This window comes from Streptomyces plumbidurans, assembly GCF_019857225.1.
Taxonomy (GTDB): Bacteria; Actinomycetota; Actinomycetes; order Streptomycetales; family Streptomycetaceae; genus Streptomyces; species Streptomyces plumbidurans.
In genome coordinates this window covers 266,656-285,638 of the sequence record NZ_JAFJSY010000006.1, presented here as the reverse complement: position 1 = coordinate 285,638, position 18,983 = coordinate 266,656, and the positions used below count along the sequence as shown (strand labels likewise).

The window sequence follows — 18,983 nt, the reverse complement described above, 5'->3', positions numbered from 1 at the left end:
GGTTGCTTGCTACATCTATCGGTTCAAGCTCCACTATCGCAGCACCGCCCGGCAGTTCGGGACACGCGTGACCGGATGCTGGACGCCCGGCCCCGGCCGGCACGTCCCCGCGATCACGCCCTGACGACCAGCAGAGTGCCGAGCGTGATCATCGTCGCGGCCACCAGAGCGTCCAGCACGCGCCAGGCGGACGGCCGGGCCAGGAGGCGGCCGAGCGCGCGGCCGCCGAAGCCGAGCGCCACGAACCAGCACAGGCTGGCGAGGGCCGCGCCGAGGCCGAACGTCCAGCGCAGCGCGCCGCGGTCGGCGGCGATCGAGCCGAGCAGGAAGACGGTGTCGAGGTAGACGTGGGGGTTGAGCCAGGTCAGCGCCAGACAGGTGAGCACGGCCCGTCTGCGCGAGCCCGTCGTGTCGCCCTCGGTGCGCAGGCCGTCGCCGCCGGGTCGCAGCACTCGGCGGGCCGCGAGAACGCCGTAGCAGAGCAGGAAGGCGCCGCCGACCCAGCCGACCACGGTCAGCGCCCCGGGCCAGGCGACCACCACCGCGCCGACCCCGCCGACCCCGAGCGCTATCAGCACCGCGTCGGACAGGGCGCAGATGCCGACCACCGCGAGGACGGCGTCGCGGCGGATGCCCTGGCGCAGCACGAAGGCGTTCTGGGCTCCGATGGCGACGATGAGCGAGAGGCCGGTGCCGAATCCGGCGGCGGCGGTGGTCAGGGCGTTCGTCATGCCATTGACGCTAAGGACGCGGAGTCCTGACGTACAGCTAAAGATTCTTACGTATCCTTAGCTCTCGTGAAGACAGAGTTGACGGAGCTTCCCCTCGACCAGGTGCGCACACTCCTCGCGGTGGTGGACGAGGGGACGTTCGACGCGGCGGCCGCGGCGCTGCATGTGACGCCGTCGGCGGTCAGCCAGCGGGTGAAGGCGCTGGAGCAGCGCACCGGGCGGGTGCTGCTGCTGCGCACCAAGCCGGTCAGGCCGACCGAGTCGGGCCAGATCGTCGTGCGCTTCGCCCGGCAACTCGCGCGCCTGGAGCGCGACGCGCGCACCGAGCTCGGCATGAGCGGCGCCGGGGAGGCGACCCGGGTCTCGATCGCGGTGAACGCGGACTCGCTGGCCACCTGGTTCCTCCCGGCGCTCACCCAGGTACGCCATGAGCCACGGCTCTGCTTCGAACTGCGCCGGGAGGACGAGACCCGCACGGCATCACTGCTGCGCGAGGGCGTGGTGATGGCCGCCGTCACGTCGTCGCCCGAGCCCGTGACGGGCTGTTCCGTACGCGCCCTGGGCAGGATGCGCTACGTCCCTGTCGCCAACCCCGACTTCGCCCGCGAGCACCTCGACGGACCGTTGCGCGAAGTCCTCGCCACCGCCCCCACGGTCGGCTTCGACCGCAGCGACGACCTGCAGGACAGCTTCGTCCGCCGCCTGCGCCACGACCGCACCGGCGCAAGCCCGGAGCGACACTACGTGCCCACCTCGGAAGGCTTCGTCCAGTCCGTGGCCGCCGGCCTGGGCTGGGGCCTGGTCCCCGAAGTACAGGCCGAACCCCTCCTGCGCACCGGCCACCTGATCCGCTTCGCCCCCGAGCACGCTGTGGACGTTCCCCTGTACTGGCAACAGTGGAAACTCGACTCCCCGGCACTGGCTGTGGTGGCGGAGGTTGTGATCAGTGCGGCGGAGGGAGCGTTGCGGGGAGGGTGAGTTTTGCGGCTGCGGGCCGCCCGGCCCGGCGAAGACAGCGTCCGGCGCGGGCGAGCCCACCGACGATCGGCATAATCCCCAGAACCCGCAGGTCACCGCAGCGCATCCAGTTGTGCTGCTGCGCTGTCCAGGAGCATGTCCAGGGCTGTGGGGTAGGCGCTGCGGACCATGTGGGCTGCCAGGAGGGGGGCTGCTTCGGCGATGCGGGGGTGGGTGGTGGGGGGTAGGCGGGCGTAGGTGGAGCGCCAGATGGCCTCGTCGGCGCGTAGTGCCGCGCTCGGCAGGGTCAGGGGGGCGGCGTCCAGGGCGGCGAAGGCCAGGGTCTGGTCGATGAAGGCGTGGTAGATGCGGACCGTGTCCGCCGTCGGGAACCCGGCGGAGCGCAGCACCTCCAGGACGGCCTCGTCGGCGGCCAGTTCGTTGGCGCGGCCGCTGACCCGGCTCGTGGTGAGTACGGCCGCCTGCGGGTGGGCGAGGTAGGCGGCGTGGATGCGCAGGCCGACGGCGCGCAGGTCTGCCCGCCAGTCCCCCGTCGGGGCCCAGCCGTCGAGGGCCTGGCCGATGAGCGCGTCGCCGATGGCGAGGGTGAGGTCGTCCATGCCGCGGAAGTAGCGGTAGAGGGTGCTCGGATCGGCGTCCAGGGCGAGGCCGAGACGGCGTGCGGTCAGGCCCGCGCTGCCGTGTTCGCGCAGCATGCGCAGCGCGGTCTCCACGATCAGCGCCTCGGACAGCACCGTGCCGCTCTTGGTGGGCCGGCGCCTGCGCCGCTTCTCCTCGGGCACCACCGGCTTGGGCACGACACCGCCTCCCGTCCCCCGGCTCTCGCCTTATGCCAACGCCATTGACCTTAATCGACCTGCCGCGTTGTATCTCCAGCGGGGCCCCTCGTCATCGATCAACAGAACGTCGATCCACAGAACGTAGATTTTTCAGGACGTCGATCCTCAGGACAGGGAGATCTGTCATGCGTGTACTGCTCGTGGGCGCCGGCGGTGTCGGCACCGCCATCACCCGGATCGCCGCCCGGCGGCCGTTCTTCGCGGCGATGGTGGTCGCCGACTACGACCCGGCGCGCGCCGAGGCGGCCGTAGCCGCCCTCGACGACCCCCGCTTCAGTGCCGAGCGTGTCGATGCGGGTGACGAGGCCGCGGTGGCGGAGCTGCTGCGTCGGCACGGGTGCGACGTGCTCCTCAACGCCACCGACCCGCGCTTCGTGATGCCCCTGTTCCGCGCGGCACGCAGCGCCGGTGCGACCTATCTCGACATGGCGATGTCCCTGTCGCACCCGCACGGCGAGCAGCCGTACGAGAAGTGCGGGGTCAAGCTGGGCGACGACCAGTTCGCGCAGGCCGAGGAGTGGGAGAAGGCGGGCGCGCTGGCTCTGGTGGGCATGGGTGTGGAGCCCGGTCTCTCGGACGTCTTCGCGCGGTTCGCCGCCGACGAACTCTTCGACGAGATCGAGGAGATCGGCGTCCGCGACGGCGCGAACCTCACCGTGGACGGCTACGACTTCGCCCCGTCCTTCAGCATCTGGACCACGATCGAGGAGTGCCTGAACCCTCCGGTCGTCTACGAGTCCGACCGCGGCTGGTTCACCACGGAGCCGTTCAGCGAGCCGGAGGTGTTCGACTTCCCGGAGGGCATCGGCCCAGTGGAGTGCGTGAACGTCGAGCACGAGGAGGTGCTGCTCGTGCCGCGCTGGGTGAAGGCGCGCCGGGTCACCTTCAAGTACGGCCTGGGACAGGAGTTCATCGAGACGCTGCGGACGCTGCATCTGGTAGGGCTCGACCGCACCGACCCGGTGACCGTGCCGAGCGCGGCGGGCGCCGTGGCGGTCTCGCCCCGGGACGTCGTCGCCGCGTGTCTGCCCGATCCGGCGACGCTGGGCGAGCGCATGCACGGCAAGACCTGTGCGGGCACCTGGGTGCGGGGCACCAAGGACGGTGCGCCGCGCGAGGTGTACCTCTACCACGTGGTGGACAACCAGTGGTCCATGGCGGAGTACGGCAGCCAGGCGGTGGTGTGGCAGACGGCCGTCAACCCGGTCGTCGCCCTCGAACTGGTCGCCACCGGCGCCTGGTCCGGTTCCGGCGTGCTCGGTCCCGAGGCGTTCCCGGCGCGTCCCTTCCTCGAACTGCTCACCGCGTACGGCTCCCCGTGGGGTATGCGGGAGCAGTGACCGGAAGGGCCCGTGGCGTTCTCCAGGACTCCGTTGTTTCACACACGCATCGACAGGTGACCCGCAATCGAGTAAGCCATCGGCGAGGGCACGTACGACTTCGATCGCAGGTGACATTGATGGACGACTGGCGAGACCGGGCCGCGTGCCGCAGCGAGGACCCCGACCTGTTCTTCCCCATCGGCACGTCGGGCCCGGCGCTGATGCAGACCGAGCAGGCCAAGGCGGTGTGCCGGCGCTGCCCCGTCCGGGAGCGGTGTCTGCGCTGGGCGCTGGACACCACGGAGTGCATGGGTGTCTGGGGCGGCACGAGCGAGACCGAACGGCGGGCGCTGCGGCAGCGGCAACGCGCCGACGCACGCACCTGACGACGGCGATGCGTACGACCGACACCGCCGACGCACGCCACTGACACCACGGACTCGGGGCTGAACGAACTCAGCCCTCGGGTGCCGGGGCGCTCGGTATGCGCAGGGTGAACACGGCGCCCGAGCCGGGTTCGCAGGTTGCGACGACCGTTCCGCCGTGCGCTGCGGTCAGATGACGGACGATCGGCAGGCCGAGACCGCTGCCGCCGGTTCGCCGGCTGCGCGACTTCTCGGCCCGCCAGAACCGTTCGAAGACATGCGGCAGATCCTCCGGCGCGATACCGCTGCCGGTGTCCGCCACGGTGAAGACGACCTCGTCGCCGTCGCGGCGTACCGCCAGGGTGACGGTGCCTTCGGCGGGTGTGTGCCGCAGGGCGTTGGAGACCAGGTTGCCGAGCGCCTGCCGCATGCGCACCGGGTCGGCGTCGAGCCAGGCCGCGCCGTCGCCCTCGGTGCGTACGGTGACCCCGGCCGCGTCGGCGGCGACGCGGTGGGCGGCGGCGACCTGGTCCAGCAGCTCGTCGGCGCGCACCGGTTCGCGGTGCAGCCGCAGGGTGCCGGCGTCGGCGGCGGCGAGATCCTGGAGGTCGTCGATGACGCGCTGGAGCACCAGCGCCTCCTCGTGCAGGGAGGCCAGCAGCGCGGGATCCGGGTCGACGACGCCGTCCCGGGTGACCTCCAGCCAGCCGCGGATGTTGGTCAGCGGGCTGCGCAGTTCGTGCGCGATGTCGCTGACCATGGCCCTGCGCTGGGACTCCAGGCGTTCGCGGCGCTCGGTGAGGTCGTTGAACGCCTCGGCCAGGATGCCGGTCTCGTCCCGCGTGGTCACCGGCACCCGCACATGCATGTCCGGCGGCTGCTGGGCCGCTTCGGTCAGCGCGCGCAGGGGCCGTACGAGGCGGGTGGCGACGACGGCCGTGACGACGACGGTGATGGCGAGCACCAGCCCGGCGGCGCCGACGATCTTGGCCTTGTTGGCCGGGGACATGTCGAAGCGGGGCGGCGTGGTCTCGTCGTCCCCGAGGTAGAGCTCGGCCACGGGCGCGACGTAGGGGTCGAGTTGGGCACGCAGCGCGTCGTCCGTGCAGCTGCGTACGGTTTTCATCGCCGAGGAGTCGCCCATCTTGGCGTACTTGGCGATGACGTATCTGCTCGACGGAGCCGCCGCGTTGGGGTTGAGCATGAGGTAGAGCGGCTCGTCGGAGCCGAGGCCGTGGTTCTTGAGGCAGCCGCGGGCACCCTCGGTCAGCGCCCGCAAAGCCTTGCTCTCGGTGCGGGTGGGCACGCCGAGCTGTCCGTATCCGCACTCCTCGGGCATGTAGTCGGACGCGGCGGTGCCGTCCGGGTCGAGGATGGCGGGGCGGCCGCTCGGCGTCATCTCGATCCGGGTGTCGATGCTGAAGCGGGCGTAGCAGGACCGCTGTTTCTCGGCGATGGTCTGCAGCGTGCGGCGTTCGTGTGCGGTGAGTTTGTACGGGCCCACCGCTCGGGGGTCGATCCCGCTGAGCTGTGCGCCGGTCTCGCTGTAGGTGTCGCTGTGCAGGGGGTCGACGGTCGCGGCCGCGCCGAGCGGCAGGGCGGTGCCCTTGCGGGCGGAATCCGCGATCAGGGTGCGGTCGGTGGTGGTCAGCGCGATGCGCCGGCCGGTCCGCGCGGCCAGGTGCCGTACGACGGGCTGGACGCCGTTCCACTGGGGGTGGGTGGCGGCGTAGCCGCTGAGCTCGGCCAGGATCTTCATGTCGTCGGCGAGGTCCTGTCCCTGTTCCTCGCGCAGGGCGCGGGTGGTGGTCTCCACCGCCAGCCAGGCCGTCGCCGCCACCGAGCAGACCGCGATGAGTGCCGAGGTGATCAGCAGCCGTACCAGCAGCCGCTTGCGCAGCGGGATGCGGCGTTTCACGGACGGCCGCCGCTGAGCTTGTAGCCGACCCCGAACACGGTCAGCAGCCGCACCGGGTGCCGCGGGTGGGCTTCGATCTTCCGGCGCAGGTTCATGATGTGGACGTCTATGGCGCGCTCGGTGGACGCCCGGTCGAAGCCGTGGGTGCACTGCAGCAACTGCCGCCGGGAGAAGACGCGTTCCGGCTCGGCGACCATGGCCAGCAGGATCTGGAACTCGGCCGGTGTGCACTCCACGGGTTCGCCGTCGCAGCGCACCTCGTGCCGCTCCGGGTCGACGGTGAGCCCTGCCGCCCGTACGACGGGATCCTCCCGCAGGTCGACGGCCCGGCCGCTGCGCCGCAGCACGGTGCGGATGCGGGCCATCAGCTCGCGCGGGCTGTACGGCTTGGTCATGTAGTCGTCGGCGCCCAGTTCCAGCCCGAGCAGGACGTCGTCCTCCTCGGAGCGTGCGGTGAGCATCACCACGGGGATGTCGGCCCCGGACCGGTCGCCGCCGCGCAGCACCCGGCACACCCCGAAGCCGTCGACGACGGGCAGCATGAGGTCGAGGACGACCAGGTCGGGCCGTAGCCTGCGGGCGGCGTCCAGCGCGGCCGCGCCGTCGTGGACCACGGTGGCCGTGTGGCCCTCTGCCAGCAGGGAACGGCGTATGAGTTCGGCCTGCATCTCGTCGTCCTCGGCGACCAGTACATGTGCGCACACGCGGCGGATCCTAGATGGTCAGCGTGCGAGGGACTTGGCGTCCCCCATGACGGCGATGGGATGGAGGGCGGGGTCGAGCGCACGCAGCAGGTCCTTCATGTGCCGCTCGGAGATGCTGACGCAGCCGTGGGTGGGGCCGCCGTGGTCGACGTGGAACCATATGCCGCCGCCGCGCTTGGCCCCGAGGGGGCGGGTCCAGTCGAGCGGGGTGGTACCCGGCTTGCGGTTGTAGTTGATCGCCACCACGTAGTCGAAGGAGCCGGCGAGCGGCTCGCCCTCGAACCCCGTGCCGGGCGAGACGAACCCGTGGGAGTGGTGGTACGGCAGCCGGGTGCCGGGGTCGGCGAGCAGCCCGCCGGCGTCGGTGAGGCCGTAGACGCCGATGGGCGAGCGCAGGTCGTTGCCCATGTGGTGGTCGGACCAGCCCTTGAGCGCGTTGTGCGCGGGCCAGGTGGCGTCGGCGTGCCAGCCCTCCGCCGTGCGCCGGTACAGGACGACGGTGGATCGTGGGGAGTTCTTGCCACGCCCGGTCACGACGACCGCCTGGCGGGCGTCGGCGGGGACTTGGGCGCGGGTCTTCGGTCCCAGCCCCGGCAGGTTCAGCGGGGCGCCCTGGGCGGACATCTCGGGTGAGGGCGTGACCGCCGGACTCGACGCGACGGCCGCACTGGTGGTGGGGGTACCCGGATCGGCCGGGGCGCCGGGCGCATGGCCCGTCGACGCCACGGCTCCGCTGCCGCAGCCCGTCAGGAGCAGGCACGCGGCGAGCAGCGCGAAACGGGGTCTAATCATGATCACGGATCGACTGTGACCGACTCATGTGAGGAACTCGTCAGGTTTCGGGCGCTGTTCGACTTTCCTGAACAGTACAACCACCAGGTGAACGGAGAATCGGGGACGGACGGTCTACGCTCGGCATCAACTGCCACTACAGGGACGTATCCCCTCATCCAGGAAGGACCGGGCATGAGTGTTCGCGTGCGTCGTGTCTACGAATCACCCGAGCCGGACGACGGAGTCCGCGTCCTGGTCGACCGGCTGTGGCCGCGCGGGGTGTCCAAGGAGTCCGCGCAGGTGGACGAGTGGCCCAAGGCCATGACACCGTCCACCGAGCTGCGCCGCTGGTACCACGCGGGCGAGGGGTCCTACGAGGAGTTCGCCGGCCGTTACGAGTCGGAGCTGGACGCCCCCGAGGCGGCCGAACTCCTGGATCACGTACGGGAGTTGGCCGCCAAGGGGGCGGTGACACTGCTGACCGCCGCCAAGGAACCGGACACGAGTCACGCCGCCGTGCTGCTCCGGCTGCTGGAGGAGCGCTCGACGTAGCGCCCGGTGACGGCCAATGCGGCTGCCATGATGCTGAGTTGGGGGTTCACCTCCGGGCAGCCCGGCAGTACCGAGGCGTCGGCGACGAGCACGCCGTCGACGCCGCGCAGCCGGCCCTCGGCATCGGCGGGCGCCCGGCGCGGATCACCGCCCGCGGCGACGGTGCCGGTCGGGTGGAAGGCCGACAGATGCAGATCGCGCGCGGTGATGCCTGCGAGCAGGGCGTCGAGTTCGCCGAGGGTGCGGGCGCGCGGTGCTCGGGGGATGCCGGTGAGGACTTCCTCCGCCCCTGCCGCGAACAGGAGACGGCCCATGGCGCGTACGGCCGTCATCAGCCGCTCGCCGTCGCGCGGGTCCAGGCGGTAGCGGACCAGGGTGCGGTCGCGGCCCAGGACGCGGCCCGAGGGACGGTCGGCGATCATGGCGCCGAGGACGGCCAGCCGGTCGGCTCCCTCCAGTTCGCGTCGCAGGGAGCGGCCGACGCCGGGCAGCACGAAGCTGCTCATGCCGGGCGGGCTCGCGGTCGCCTCGATCAGGATGCCGTGCTCGTGCAGCTCCTCGATGCCGGCGCTCTGCAGGACGCCCTTCCAGGAGGTGACCGGTTCGGGGAAGCGGCCCGCGACGCTGGTCGCCGGATGGACGCTGAGGTTGCGGCCGAGCCGGGGGTGGCCGCCGAGGCCCGAGCGGCGCAGCAGCTGCGGGGTCTGCAGCGCTCCCGCTGCCGTGACGACGAGGGGGCTGAGGATCTCCAGCTCGCTGCCGTCGGCCCGGCGCACCCGGACGCCGGACGCCCGGGGCGGGCCCGGACGGTCGTGGTCGAGCAGGATCCGCAGGACCGGTGCGCCGGTGACGATCCGCGCTCCGGTGGCGCACGCCTCGGGCAGCACGGACAGCTGCACGCTCTGCTTGGCGCCGGTGGGGCAGCCCACGACGCACTGGCAGGAGCCCTTGCAGCCCGGCGCGTTGCGGCGCAGCGGCCCCGCCCGCCAGCCGAGCCGTTCGGCGCCGGCCAGGGCGAGCAGGCCGTTGGCGCCGAGGACGTCGAGCGGCTGGGTGGCGACGCGCAGGGTGCGTTCGACCTCGTCGAGGTGCGCGGGCAGATCGTCGGCGACACGGAAGCCGTGGCGCCGGCTCCAGCGGTCCAGGACATGGTCCGGAGTGCGGTAGCAGGTACCGGAGTTGACGACGGTGGTGCCGCCCACGGCTCGTCCGACGGGCAGCAGCAGGGGCGGATTGCCCAGCGCGGCCGTCGCGCCGCCGTCCCGGTACAGATCGGTGAAGCGGTCCAGCGGCAGGCGGCGACCGAAGGACGCCGTGGTGTGGTGCTCGCCCTCCTCCAGCACCACGACGGACAGCCCGGCGCGCGCCAGCGTCCGCGCAGCCATGGCACCTCCGGCGCCGGAGCCCACCACGACGGCGTCGGCGGTGGCGCGGTCGGGCCACTCCTCGGCGGGGGTGCAGTCCAGGGGCGGGTCCTCCGGAACCGCCGCCGCCCGCGCAAGCGGCGTCCGCTCGGTGGCGGCGGCGAGCAGCACGGGGACCTTGAGGAGGTCGAGCGCCGGTACGAGCCCGGGGCGTGCGGCGAGCGACGCGAGCACGCTCTCGCGCTCCTCCGGGGTAAGGGCGGCGAGGCGGCGCCCGCTGTGCAGGAGGGCGTATGCGTCGACGGCGGTGGCGGCGGCACGCACTCCGGCACGTACGGGCCCGGGCAGTGCCGACAGGAACGTGCCCAGCCGCGCGGGCACACGCGCCACCCACTCCTCGTCCCCCGTGTCGGCCAGCAGCGCGGCCACCAGTCCACGCGCGCTCATCGGTCCCCCACCTCGGCATGTGCGCTGGCCCGCAGAGTCCATGACGCCTCGCCGCGCCAGCGACCCCACCAGCGCTCCAACAGGACGGTCGCGTCGGCACTCTCACTGTTGCGGCAGACGGCGGCGGCGCCGTCCGGGTCGCGGTAGTCCAGGGCGAGGGTGCGTTCCTCGGGCTGGGTGACTTCGACGCGGATGCGGCGCAGCAGCGTACGGCCGGTCACGGTCCACGTGGGCAGGCCGATGCGGGCGCGGAAGCGTCCGGCACCGAACACGCCGACCGCGGTGCGCTCGGGCCGGCGCGGCCAGGTGCGCCCGTTGCGGTGCAGGCGCAGGAAGACGAGCGGGGGCAGCCGCCGCAGCACGGGCCGCGTCGACACCGCCGCCACCACTTCGAGGACGTCCGAGCCGCCCAGGTCCGCGTGCAGCCAGGCCCAACGGCGGGCGTTGCCACGGCCGTTGATGCGGGCGGAGGCTCCGGGGGCGGCGCGCAGGGTCAGCGTGCGCTCACCGTCGCTGAACGTTCCGTCGTAGGCGGCCCGTGCCGCGGGGAGCATGTGCGTCGCGGGGAGCAGGGGGCGCCGCCAGGACCAGCGGGGAAAGGTGAACAGAGGATCGGCCAGGGGCTGTTCGGTGAGGTTCCAGTGGAAGTCGCCTGCGCTTCCGGTCAGTTGTCCCGGGCCCGCGTCGACGCCCTCGGCCGTGAAGCCGTGGGTGGGGCTGTGCCAGGGGGCGGGTCCGAAGCGGACGTGGCGCACCTTTCCCTCGGGCGGGAAGGTCGCCGCCCAGCCGTGCGCGTGGGGCTCGGATCCGTCGGCGGGCGCGACCAGTTCGTGGTGCAGCCAGATGCCGGTGCCGGTCGCGGGGTCGGTCAGGGTGGTGTACCAGACCTCGGTACGGCCGGGGCTGCCGTCCCAGCGCGGCACGGCGTACCGGGCGGCGTCCTCGCGCCGAGGGAAGCGGAAGCTCAGCAGGAAAGGGGCCAGCCCGGTCGTGACGGGGAAGCGGAGGGTGCCCTGTCCGGCCCGCACGCCGTCCTCGTAGAGCGTGAACGGCAGGACGGTCATCGACCTCACCGGGTGACGCGGGCTCACCGACTTCCAGCCGTCCAGGGTGAAGGAGCGGCCGTCGGCGGTGAACGTCAGCCGGTAGCGGATGCGGCGCCGGGCGAGCGGGGAAATCTCCAACTCCCCTGTGGCGTCAGGGTCGTCGGCCAGTCCGGCGATACGGAGGCGGCCGTGGACGCGGGCGCGGGTGGTGCGGTGCGGACGCAGGATCTCCTCGCACTCGGCCCGCAGGTCCAGACGGATGCGGCGGACCGGGTCCCCGGCGTCGAACCGGACCGTGCCGAGCATCGTCTCCGTGAACGTCGTGCCCCTCACGCCAGACCCTCCAACATGATCTTCTCGGTGTCGCGCAGATAGGCGTCCGCGGCCGCGTGCGCCTTCCGGCCGTCGCCGGACACCACCGCCTCGACCACGGGGGCGAGCCGCCGATGGGCCGTCGCAGGATCGGTGAACGGCCCGCTCAGGGCTGCGCGTACGGGCAGATACGCGTTGAAGAGCGTGTTGGTCAGCAGGACGTAGACCCGGTTGCCGGTCGCCCGGGCCAGGGCGCGGTGCACCTCGACGTCGGCCAGCTGCACGGCGTCCGCGCCCTCGGCCTCCCGTACGGCGTCGAGGAGCCGGTGCAGTTCGGCGTGCTGCTTCGAGGTGGCCCGTGCCGCGGCCCGCTCGGCGATCAACGCGCCCACGGCGCGCCGTACTTCGAAGATCTCCCGGACCCACTTGGCGTCGTGGCGCACGAGCATCGGCAGGAGGTCGGCGCCGCCGAGCCGGGCGTAGTCGCGCACCCTGGTGCCGACTCCGTGCCGGGTCTCCAGCAGGCCGGCCTGGACGAGGCGGCCGAAGGCGTGCTTGAGGGTGGTGCGGGTGACGCCGTATCCGTCGGCCAGTTGGCGTTCCGGAGGCAGATAGCTGCCCGCCGGATGGCGTCCGGCCAGGATGTCCTCGCGCAGCCTGGATTCGAGGACGTCCACGATCGTCTCGCGGGGCAGGGCCTCCACGGATGCCTCCTGAATACGTACCGACACGGGTGGTGTGCATGTGCGACGTGGCTGAGTGGCTCATCCACTCAACCAGCGCGGTCCACCGACGGTCAACCCCCCTTCTGCGCCCCGTCGTTCACATGCCGGCGCCGAAGAGGCGGCCGGTCGCTGTCACCGGCCGCCCCTGGTGCGCTTCCGTCCTGGTCAGGCGGTCTGCCGTGCCGCCGCCCGGCCGGCCGCACGGCCCGAGAAGAGGCAGCCGCCGAGGAAGGTGCCCTCCAGGGCGTTGTAGCCATGGACGCCTCCGCCGCCGAAGCCCGCGACCTCACCGGCCGCGTAGAGGCCCTCGATCGGCTCGCCGTCGGCGTTCAGGGCGCGCGAGTCGAGGTCGGTCTGGATGCCGCCGAGGGTCTTGCGGGTGAGGATGTTCAGCTTGACGCCGATCAGCGGTCCCGCCGCCGGGTCGAGGATGCGGTGCGGGGTGGCGACGCGGCCGAGGCGGTCGCCGATGTAGCGGCGGGCGTTGCGGATGCCCTGGATCTGGGAGTCCTTGCTGTACGGGTTGGCCATCTGCAGGTCGCGGGCCTCGATCTGGCGGCGCACTTCGGCGGCGTCCAGCAGCGGCTTGTCCGTCAACTCGTTCATTTTCGTGACCAGTTGCTCCAGCGTCGGGGCCGTCACGAAGTCGGCGCCCTTGCGCAGGAAGGCGTCCACCGGGCCGGGGGCGCCCTTGCCGAAGCGGTTCTTCAGCACCGCCGCCTTGTCCTTGGCGGTGATGTCGGGGTTCTGCTCGGAGCCCGACAGCGCGAACTCCTTCTCGATGATCTTCCGGGTGAGGATGAACCAGGAGTGGCTGTGCTCGGCGATGTCCTCGGTGGCGCGCAGGTACTTGAGCGTGCTGAGGGTGTCGTAGCCCGGGAGGCAGGGGTCGGGAAGGCGGCGGCCGAGGGCGTCGAGCCACATCGACGACGGGCCGGGCAGGATGCGGATGCCGTGTCCTGGCCAGATCGGATCCCAGTTGCGCAGGCCCTCGGTGTAGTGCCACATGCGGTCGCGGTTGACCAGACGTACGCCCGCCTCGGCGCTGATGTCGAGCATGCGGCCGTCGACGTACGCGGGCACGCCGGTGACCATCTCGGCGGGCGGGGTGCCGAGGCGCTCGGGCCAGTAGCGGCGGACGATGTCGTGGTCGGCGCCGATGCCGCCGGTGGTGACGACGACGGCCTTCGCGGTGAGTTGGAAGTCGCCGATGCGGTCGCGGTTGGAGGCCACGCCACGGGCGGAGTGGTCCTCGGCGAGGACCGTGCCGCGTACGCCGCGTGCCGTGCCCTCCTCGATGACGAGCTCGTCGACCCGGTGGCGGTGGTGGAAGGTCAACAGGCCGTCGCGCGCGGCCTGTTTGGCGTAGTTGACGAAGGGTTCGACGACGCCGGTGCCGGTGCCCCAGCTGATGTGGAAGCGGGGCACGGAGTTGCCGTGTCCGTCCGCCCTGAGGTCGCCCCGCTCGGCCCAGCCGACCGTGGGCAGCACCTTGATGCCGTGCCCCTCCAGCCAGGACCGCTTCTCCCCCGCCGCCCATTCGACATAGGCGCGCGCCCAGCGCACCGCCCAGGAGTCCTCGTCGTCCGCGCGGTCGAACTGGGCGCTGCCCTGCCAGTCACTCCAGGCCAGCTCGAAGGAGTCCTTGATGCCCAGGCGCCGCTGCTCCGGGGTGTCGACGAGGAAGAGGCCGCCGAAGGACCAGAACGCCTGGCCGCCGAGGTTGGCGGCGTTCTCCTGGTCGACCAGCGCGACCCGCCGGCCCCGACTGGTCAGCTCGTGCGCGGCGACCAGACCCGCGAGGCCCGCTCCGACGACGATGACGTCCGCATCCATGGCGACCGATCCTTCTCTCAATGGGGGTCAGACTGAGGGCTGCTGCCGTCCGTCAGCAGCGCGGTGAGCAATTGTGTGAGCCAGGCGCGCGCGGCCTCGACGTTCTTGTCCAGCAGAAGCTGGGTGGTGACGCCGTCGTAGGCGGCGACCACGGCGTGGGCCGCGCCGTCGGCGTCGCCGAGCACGGCGGGCAGTTCGCCGAAACCCTGTGCGCGGGCGAGCCGTTCGGCGATCGCACGGCGCAGCCGCGCCCGGTGCTCCAGCAGTGTCCCGGCGACCTGCGGGGCGCGGGCGGCGTGGACCAAAAAGTCCGTCTTCACCAGGAGCCAGTCCAGGTCGAGGAGCAGCACCTCGGTGACCCGGTCGACGGCGGCGGGCACGTCGAGGTCGGGCACGTCCTGGGCGAGGGCGCCGGACACCTGGTCCGCGATGAGGTCGGCGCGCTCGCGGTAGAGGGCGAAGAACAACTCGTCCAGGCTGTCGAAGTTGGAGTAGAACGCGCCCCTGCTGTACCCGGCGGCCTCGCAGACCTCCTCGATCGAGACCCGTCCGAAGCCCTTGGCGGCGAACACGGCGAAGGCGGCGTCGAGCAGGTTGGCCCGCGTCCGGACCCTGCGCCGCGTGACGCGCCGCTCGGCCTTCTCCTCCGTCACCATGCCCGTACCTCCGTTCGATACGGGAATGTATCCGATACAGCAATGTATCGAAAGGGCTTCGGAATCGACAGAGCCGGAGGACCGAGAGGGCCGGAGAACCGCGAGAGCCGCAGGACCGCGAGAGCCGCAGGACCGCGAGAGCCGCAGGACCGAAAAAGCCGAGGGGAACAAATTTTCGAATCGAGGAGTACGCTGGTCCCATGACCACGCACCTCCAGGGCTCGCTCTTCGACCAGACCGACCAGCTGCGGCTCGGCTCCCTCGGCGGGATCCGGCGCACGTGGCTCGGGCTCGGCGCCTGGATCGACGTGCTGCCCGGATGGCTCGGCGGCGCGGACGCCCTGTTCGAACGCCTCGCCGCCGAGGTCCCGTGGCGTGCGGAGCGCCGGAAGATGTACGACCAGGTCGTCGACGTACCCCGGCTGCTCTGCTTCTACGGCGCGGACGACACCCTTCCGCACCCCGTCCTGGACGAGGCCCGCGGCGCCCTGTCCGCGCACTACGCCGACGAACTGGGCGAGCCGTTCACCACGGCCGGGCTCTGCTACTACCGCGACGGGCGGGACAGCGTCGCCTGGCACGGCGACCGGATCGGGCGGGGCGCCCGCGAGGACACGATGGTGGCCATCGTCTCCGTGGGCGCGCCCCGCGATCTGCTGCTGCGTCCGGTGCGGGGCGGCGAGAGCGTGCGGCGCCCGCTGGGGCACGGCGATCTCATCGTGATGGGCGGCTCCTGCCAGCGGACCTGGGAGCACTGCGTACCGAAGACCACTCGCGCCGCGGGACCGCGCATCAGCATCCAGTTCCGCCCGCACGGCGTGCAGTGAGGCGGAGAGGCGGCCGCTTCGGCTGCGCGCAGGGGGCTGCCTCCGGCGGACGGTGCCGGAGGCAGCCCTTCCCCTGTGCGGGTGCCGATTGGCGCGGACCCGCCGGTTCCGGTGGCCCGCCGGTCTGCTTTGCTGGTGCCGTCGGGCAGGACCTCACCACGCGGGGCAAACATGCGGGCAGACGTACGGCAAGTCGCCGACAGCATCCACCTGGTGCACGGCAGCAACACCAACTGGGTGATCCTCACCGAGGGCAACGAGATCACTCTTGTCGACACGGGCTACCCCGGAGACCGTGAACTGCTGCTCGCCTCCCTGGAGTTGGTGGGCGGCTCACCGGAGGCGGTCGCCGCGGTACTGATCACGCACGCCCACAACGACCACCTGGGCTCCGCCGAGTTCCTGCGCTGCACCTACGGCACGCCGGTCTACCTGCACGAGGCCGAAGTCCCACACGCGCGCCGGGACTTCCTGCACCAGGTGACCGTCGGACAGGTCGTCAGGAACAGCTGGCGGCCCGGGGTGCTGCCCTGGTCGGTGCACGCCCTGCGCTCCGGCGGCACGGCCCATGTGCCGGTCGCCGCGCCGGAACCTTTCCCAGCGGCGGGCGCGCTGGACCTGCCCGGCCGGCCCGTTCCGGTGCACACGCCCGGTCACACCGACGGCCACGCGGCCTTCCACCTGCCGGAGGCCGGGGTGCTGATCTCGGGCGACGCCCTGGCCAGCGGCCACCCCACTTCGAGGATCAAGGGGCCGCAGCTGCTGCCCGACATGTTCCACCACGAACGGGCCCGCGCCATCGCCTCGCTGGACGTTCTGGCCGCACTGGACGGCGACGTGATGCTGCCCGGACACGGTCCCGCACACCGCGGTCCGTTGCGTGAGGCAGCACTTCTGGCCAAGGAGCGTGCCCTTTAGGGTGAGGTGACGATCACCGCGAGGGCGAGGACACGCGAGCCATGGCACTGCAGATCAGCGCGACGAACCCGGAGCATCCCGCGCTCCTGCTGGCGCTGCCGTGGCAGCTGCCCCTGGAACAGTGGCCGGACGAGTACCTGGTCCCGCTGCCGCGCGGCATATCCCGGCACGTCGTGCGCTACGCCCGCGCCGGCGACGAGGTCATCGCCGTCAAGGAGCTCGCCGAACGGCCCGCCCAGCGCGAGTACGGGCTGCTGCGCGACCTCGACCGGCTCGGCATCCCGGCGGTCGACCCGCTCGCCGTGGTCACCGGGCGCTCCGACGCCGAGGGGGAGCCGCTGGAGCCGGTGCTGATCACCCGGCATCTGCGCGGCTCGCAGCCGTACCGCTCGATGTTCGAGACGACCATGCGCCCGGCCACCATGCACCGCCTGATGGACGCCCTGGCCGTGCTCCTTGTGCGTCTGCACCTGGCGGGGTTCGCATGGGGCGACTGCTCGCTGTCCAACACGCTCTTCCGGCGCGACGCGGGCGCCTACGCCGCCTACCTGGTGGACGCCGAGACCGGCGACCTGCATCCCGCGCTCAGCTCCGGTCAGCGGGAATACGACCTCGATCTGGCCCGGGTGAACATCAGCGGCGAGCTGCTGGACCTGGAGGCCTCGGGAGCGCTGCACCCGTCCGTGGATCCGATCGAGTTCGGCACGGAGATCTGCGCCCGCTACGGCGATCTGTGGGAGGAGCTGACCCGGACCTCCGTGTATCCGGCGGGCAAGTACCACTACATAGAGCGCCGGATCCGCCGTCTGAACGACCTCGGCTTCGACGTGGCCGAGATGCAGATCGCGCACTCCTCGAACGGCGACACCGTCACCTTCGTGCCCAAGGTCGTCGACGCCGGTCACCACCAGCGCCAACTGCTGCGCCTGACCGGCCTGGACGCCGAGGAGAACCAGGCCCGGCGGCTGCTGAACGACCTGGAGAGCTGGATGGCCACCCAGGACGACTACGCGCCAGGGGACCCGCTTGCCGCTCGCCCCGAGGTGCTGGCGCACCGGTGGGTGCGGGACGTCTTCCGCCCCACCGTGCGCGCCGTACCCGTCGAACTGCGCGGCACGATGGACTCCGCGGAGATCTACCACGAGCTGCTGGAGCACCGCTGGTACCTGTCCGAGCGCGCACAGCACGACATCGGCCTGGACACCGCGGTCGACGACTACATCAAAAACATCCTGCCGAAGGCCCGCGAGACGCTGCAGCCCATGTCGGGCGAGTGACTCAGTCGGTGTTCGGGACCACGGCCACCGGGCAGGGCGCGTGGTGCAGCACCCCGTGCGCGACCGATCCGATGCGTGCGCCCACGGCCGTGCGGTGGGCGCGCCGGCCGACGACCATCAACTGGGCCCGCCCGGCGACCGACAGCAGCACCTGACCCGCGCTGCCGATCTCCACGTGCTCGATCACCGGAACGTCCGGAAACAGCTCCCGCATCGGCTGCAGGGCGGCGCCGAGCGCCTTCTTCTCGAACGGCTCCAGGCCGCCCGCCTCGTCGAGCAGCTCCATCGAACCCGGGCTGTAGGCGAACACCGGCGGCAGGGACCAGGCCCGCACCACACGCACGGTGGCGCCGCGCCGGGCCGCCGTCTCGAACGCGAACCGCAGCGCGTCGACGCTGTCCTCAGGTTCGCCCTGCTGGCCGACGACGATCTCACGGCCGGCCGCCTCCGCCGTCGGCTGGTCCCCGGCGCGGACGAGCACCACCGGCCGCTTCGTCCCGACGATCACCTGCTGGCCGACGGAGCCGAGCAGGAAGCCGACGACCGGGCCGTGGCCGCGCGATCCGAGCACCAACATCTCCGCGTTCGCGGCCGCGTCGAGCAGCGTCTCGACGGTGTCCCCCGATACCACGTCGGCGGCGACGTCGAGACCGGTGTGCCGTCCGGTGACACCGCGTACGGCCTCGTCGAGCGCGTCGCGCACCCATCCGGCCTGGGTGTCGGGGTCAGCGGCGTCGATCGCCTCGTACGGCTGGAAGCTCCAGGCCTGCACCACGCGCAGCGGCAGGCCCCGGCGCACCGCCTCCCTCGCCGCCCAGTCCAGAGCGGCGAAGCTCTCCTCGGTTCCGTCGACCCCCGCGGTGATCGGGCGCGTCATGTGGCTGCCTCCGTCGTCATGGTCGCTTCGCTGGACGTCAGTCTTCACTACGCTTGTCCCATGGCCTTGGAATGGGAGCAACTCAACGTCGACGCCGCCGATCCCGTCGCGCTGGGCCGCTGGTGGACCGAGGCGCTCGGCTGGGTCGTGGTCAACGACGACCCCGGCGAGTTCGAGATCCGCCCCGACAAGGACACGCTGCCCGGGCTCATCTTCGCCCAGGTCCCGGAGGGCAAGACGGTCAAGAACCGGCTGCACATGGACTTCCGCCCGGACGACCGGGACGCGGAGGTGGCCCGGCTGCTCGCCCTCGGCGCCCGGCACGTGGACGTCGGACAGGGCGACGACGTCCCCTGGGTGACGCTGGCCGACCCCGAGGGCAACGAGTTCTGCGTGCTCTCCTCGCGACGCCGCTGACCTCCTCCCCCGCGGGGCCCGGCTGCCCTGCCCACAGCGAACGCAAGCCTTATGGCGGAGCGAAGCGGGACGATCGAACATACGATGGGCGGGAGCCG

Annotated in this window: 19 protein-coding genes; 8 read left to right on the top strand and 11 right to left on the bottom strand. The window is 71.9% G+C overall.

The window, feature by feature from the left end:
* Positions 1–113: 113 nt before the first annotated feature.
* Positions 114–731, bottom strand: coding sequence for a LysE/ArgO family amino acid transporter (locus JYK17_RS05815; RefSeq protein ID WP_128804086.1), 618 nt, complete (start codon positions 729–731; stop codon positions 114–116).
* 66 nt (positions 732–797) lie between these two features.
* On the opposite strand from JYK17_RS05815, the gene JYK17_RS05810 reads away from it, so the two are divergent.
* A complete protein-coding gene (locus JYK17_RS05810; protein ID WP_234547349.1) occupies positions 798–1,709 on the top strand; it encodes a LysR family transcriptional regulator ArgP in 912 nt (303 codons plus the stop codon).
* Between the two features lie 92 nt (positions 1,710–1,801).
* Here the strand turns inward: JYK17_RS05810 and JYK17_RS05805 are convergent, their stop codons facing one another.
* Complete coding sequence (locus JYK17_RS05805) at positions 1,802–2,506, bottom strand: TetR/AcrR family transcriptional regulator (RefSeq protein ID WP_108012889.1); 705 nt, start codon at positions 2,504–2,506, stop codon at positions 1,802–1,804.
* A 167-nt stretch (positions 2,507–2,673) separates the two neighbouring features.
* Between JYK17_RS05805 and JYK17_RS05800 the strand changes: the two genes are divergently transcribed.
* The gene (locus tag JYK17_RS05800) at positions 2,674–3,888 is read left to right on the top strand and encodes a saccharopine dehydrogenase family protein (protein ID WP_222809911.1); all 1,215 of its coding nucleotides are present in this window, start codon (positions 2,674–2,676) and stop codon (positions 3,886–3,888) included.
* 119 nt (positions 3,889–4,007) lie between these two features.
* Entirely contained in the window at positions 4,008–4,256 is a 249-nt protein-coding gene (locus JYK17_RS05795) for a WhiB family transcriptional regulator (protein ID WP_128804084.1), read from the top strand.
* Positions 4,257–4,326: 70 nt separating this feature from the next.
* On the opposite strand, the gene JYK17_RS05790 is transcribed toward JYK17_RS05795, so the two are convergent.
* The 3 genes from JYK17_RS05790 to JYK17_RS05780 are packed head-to-tail and all read right to left on the bottom strand — an operon-like array spanning position 4,327 to position 7,649.
* Positions 4,327–6,153, bottom strand: coding sequence for a sensor histidine kinase (locus JYK17_RS05790; protein ID WP_222809910.1), 1,827 nt, complete (start codon positions 6,151–6,153; stop codon positions 4,327–4,329).
* Positions 6,150–6,857 carry a response regulator transcription factor gene (locus tag JYK17_RS05785; RefSeq protein ID WP_222809909.1) on the bottom strand — a complete coding sequence of 236 codons (708 nt, stop codon included), beginning with the start codon at positions 6,855–6,857 and terminating at the stop codon, positions 6,150–6,152. The genes JYK17_RS05790 and JYK17_RS05785 overlap by 4 nt, the downstream gene beginning before the upstream one ends.
* An 18-nt stretch (positions 6,858–6,875) precedes the next feature.
* The gene (locus JYK17_RS05780) at positions 6,876–7,649 is read right to left on the bottom strand and encodes a hypothetical protein (protein WP_128804620.1); all 774 of its coding nucleotides are present in this window, start codon (positions 7,647–7,649) and stop codon (positions 6,876–6,878) included.
* 174 nt (positions 7,650–7,823) lie between these two features.
* Here JYK17_RS05780 and JYK17_RS05775 point away from each other — a divergent pair, with 174 nt between their 5' ends.
* Complete coding sequence (locus JYK17_RS05775; protein ID WP_108012884.1) at positions 7,824–8,183, top strand: DUF488 domain-containing protein; 360 nt, start codon at positions 7,824–7,826, stop codon at positions 8,181–8,183.
* On the opposite strand, the gene JYK17_RS05770 is transcribed toward JYK17_RS05775, so the two are convergent.
* The 5 genes from JYK17_RS05770 to JYK17_RS05750 form a co-directional block, all read right to left on the bottom strand.
* The gene (locus tag JYK17_RS05770; RefSeq protein WP_222809908.1) at positions 8,138–9,994 is read right to left on the bottom strand and encodes a GMC family oxidoreductase; all 1,857 of its coding nucleotides are present in this window, start codon (positions 9,992–9,994) and stop codon (positions 8,138–8,140) included. The genes JYK17_RS05775 and JYK17_RS05770 overlap by 46 nt on opposite strands.
* Entirely contained in the window at positions 9,991–11,373 is a 1,383-nt protein-coding gene (locus JYK17_RS05765) for a tocopherol cyclase family protein (RefSeq protein WP_222809907.1), read from the bottom strand. The genes JYK17_RS05770 and JYK17_RS05765 overlap by 4 nt, the downstream gene beginning before the upstream one ends.
* Complete coding sequence (locus JYK17_RS05760) at positions 11,370–12,056, bottom strand: FadR/GntR family transcriptional regulator (RefSeq protein WP_108012881.1); 687 nt, start codon at positions 12,054–12,056, stop codon at positions 11,370–11,372. Before JYK17_RS05760 ends, JYK17_RS05765 begins: the two co-directional genes overlap by 4 nt.
* A 186-nt stretch (positions 12,057–12,242) precedes the next feature.
* Positions 12,243–13,913, bottom strand: coding sequence for an FAD-binding dehydrogenase (locus JYK17_RS05755; protein ID WP_128804081.1), 1,671 nt, complete (start codon positions 13,911–13,913; stop codon positions 12,243–12,245).
* 17 nt (positions 13,914–13,930) lie between these two features.
* The gene (locus tag JYK17_RS05750) at positions 13,931–14,569 is read right to left on the bottom strand and encodes a TetR/AcrR family transcriptional regulator (protein ID WP_108012879.1); all 639 of its coding nucleotides are present in this window, start codon (positions 14,567–14,569) and stop codon (positions 13,931–13,933) included.
* Between the two features lie 200 nt (positions 14,570–14,769).
* Here JYK17_RS05750 and JYK17_RS05745 point away from each other — a divergent pair, with 200 nt between their 5' ends.
* The 3 genes from JYK17_RS05745 (at position 14,770) to JYK17_RS05735 (ending at position 17,591) form a co-directional block, all read left to right on the top strand.
* Positions 14,770–15,396, top strand: a complete 627-nt coding sequence (locus JYK17_RS05745; protein WP_128804080.1) for an alpha-ketoglutarate-dependent dioxygenase AlkB — start codon at positions 14,770–14,772, stop codon at positions 15,394–15,396.
* 171 nt (positions 15,397–15,567) lie between these two features.
* Positions 15,568–16,314, top strand: coding sequence for an MBL fold metallo-hydrolase (locus JYK17_RS05740; protein ID WP_108012877.1), 747 nt, complete (start codon positions 15,568–15,570; stop codon positions 16,312–16,314).
* A 41-nt stretch (positions 16,315–16,355) separates the two neighbouring features.
* The gene (locus JYK17_RS05735) at positions 16,356–17,591 is read left to right on the top strand and encodes a DUF4032 domain-containing protein (protein WP_108012876.1); all 1,236 of its coding nucleotides are present in this window, start codon (positions 16,356–16,358) and stop codon (positions 17,589–17,591) included.
* Between the two features lies 1 nt (position 17,592).
* On the opposite strand, the gene JYK17_RS05730 is transcribed toward JYK17_RS05735, so the two are convergent.
* A complete protein-coding gene (locus tag JYK17_RS05730; protein WP_108012875.1) occupies positions 17,593–18,468 on the bottom strand; it encodes a universal stress protein in 876 nt (291 codons plus the stop codon).
* A 60-nt stretch (positions 18,469–18,528) separates the two neighbouring features.
* Between JYK17_RS05730 and JYK17_RS05725 the strand changes: the two genes are divergently transcribed.
* Entirely contained in the window at positions 18,529–18,885 is a 357-nt protein-coding gene (locus JYK17_RS05725; RefSeq protein ID WP_108012874.1) for a VOC family protein, read from the top strand.
* Positions 18,886–18,983: the final 98 nt, after the last annotated feature.

Coding starts and splice junctions, on each gene's coding strand:
- JYK17_RS05815 (WP_128804086.1), bottom strand. CDS start 731: ATGACGAACGCCCTGACCACCGCCGCCGCCGGATTCGGCACCGGCCTC.
- JYK17_RS05800 (WP_222809911.1), top strand. CDS start 2,674: ATGCGTGTACTGCTCGTGGGCGCCGGCGGTGTCGGCACCGCCATCACC.
- JYK17_RS05795 (WP_128804084.1), top strand. CDS start 4,008: ATGGACGACTGGCGAGACCGGGCCGCGTGCCGCAGCGAGGACCCCGAC.
- JYK17_RS05780 (WP_128804620.1), bottom strand. CDS start 7,649: ATGATTAGACCCCGTTTCGCGCTGCTCGCCGCGTGCCTGCTCCTGACG.
- JYK17_RS05775 (WP_108012884.1), top strand. CDS start 7,824: ATGAGTGTTCGCGTGCGTCGTGTCTACGAATCACCCGAGCCGGACGAC.
- JYK17_RS05770 (WP_222809908.1), bottom strand. CDS start 9,994: ATGAGCGCGCGTGGACTGGTGGCCGCGCTGCTGGCCGACACGGGGGAC.
- JYK17_RS05755 (WP_128804081.1), bottom strand. CDS start 13,913: ATGGATGCGGACGTCATCGTCGTCGGAGCGGGCCTCGCGGGTCTGGTC.
- JYK17_RS05750 (WP_108012879.1), bottom strand. CDS start 14,569: ATGGTGACGGAGGAGAAGGCCGAGCGGCGCGTCACGCGGCGCAGGGTC.
- JYK17_RS05745 (WP_128804080.1), top strand. CDS start 14,770: ATGACCACGCACCTCCAGGGCTCGCTCTTCGACCAGACCGACCAGCTG.
- JYK17_RS05740 (WP_108012877.1), top strand. CDS start 15,568: ATGCGGGCAGACGTACGGCAAGTCGCCGACAGCATCCACCTGGTGCAC.
- JYK17_RS05735 (WP_108012876.1), top strand. CDS start 16,356: ATGGCACTGCAGATCAGCGCGACGAACCCGGAGCATCCCGCGCTCCTG.
- JYK17_RS05730 (WP_108012875.1), bottom strand. CDS start 18,468: ATGACGCGCCCGATCACCGCGGGGGTCGACGGAACCGAGGAGAGCTTC.
- JYK17_RS05725 (WP_108012874.1), top strand. CDS start 18,529: ATGGCCTTGGAATGGGAGCAACTCAACGTCGACGCCGCCGATCCCGTC.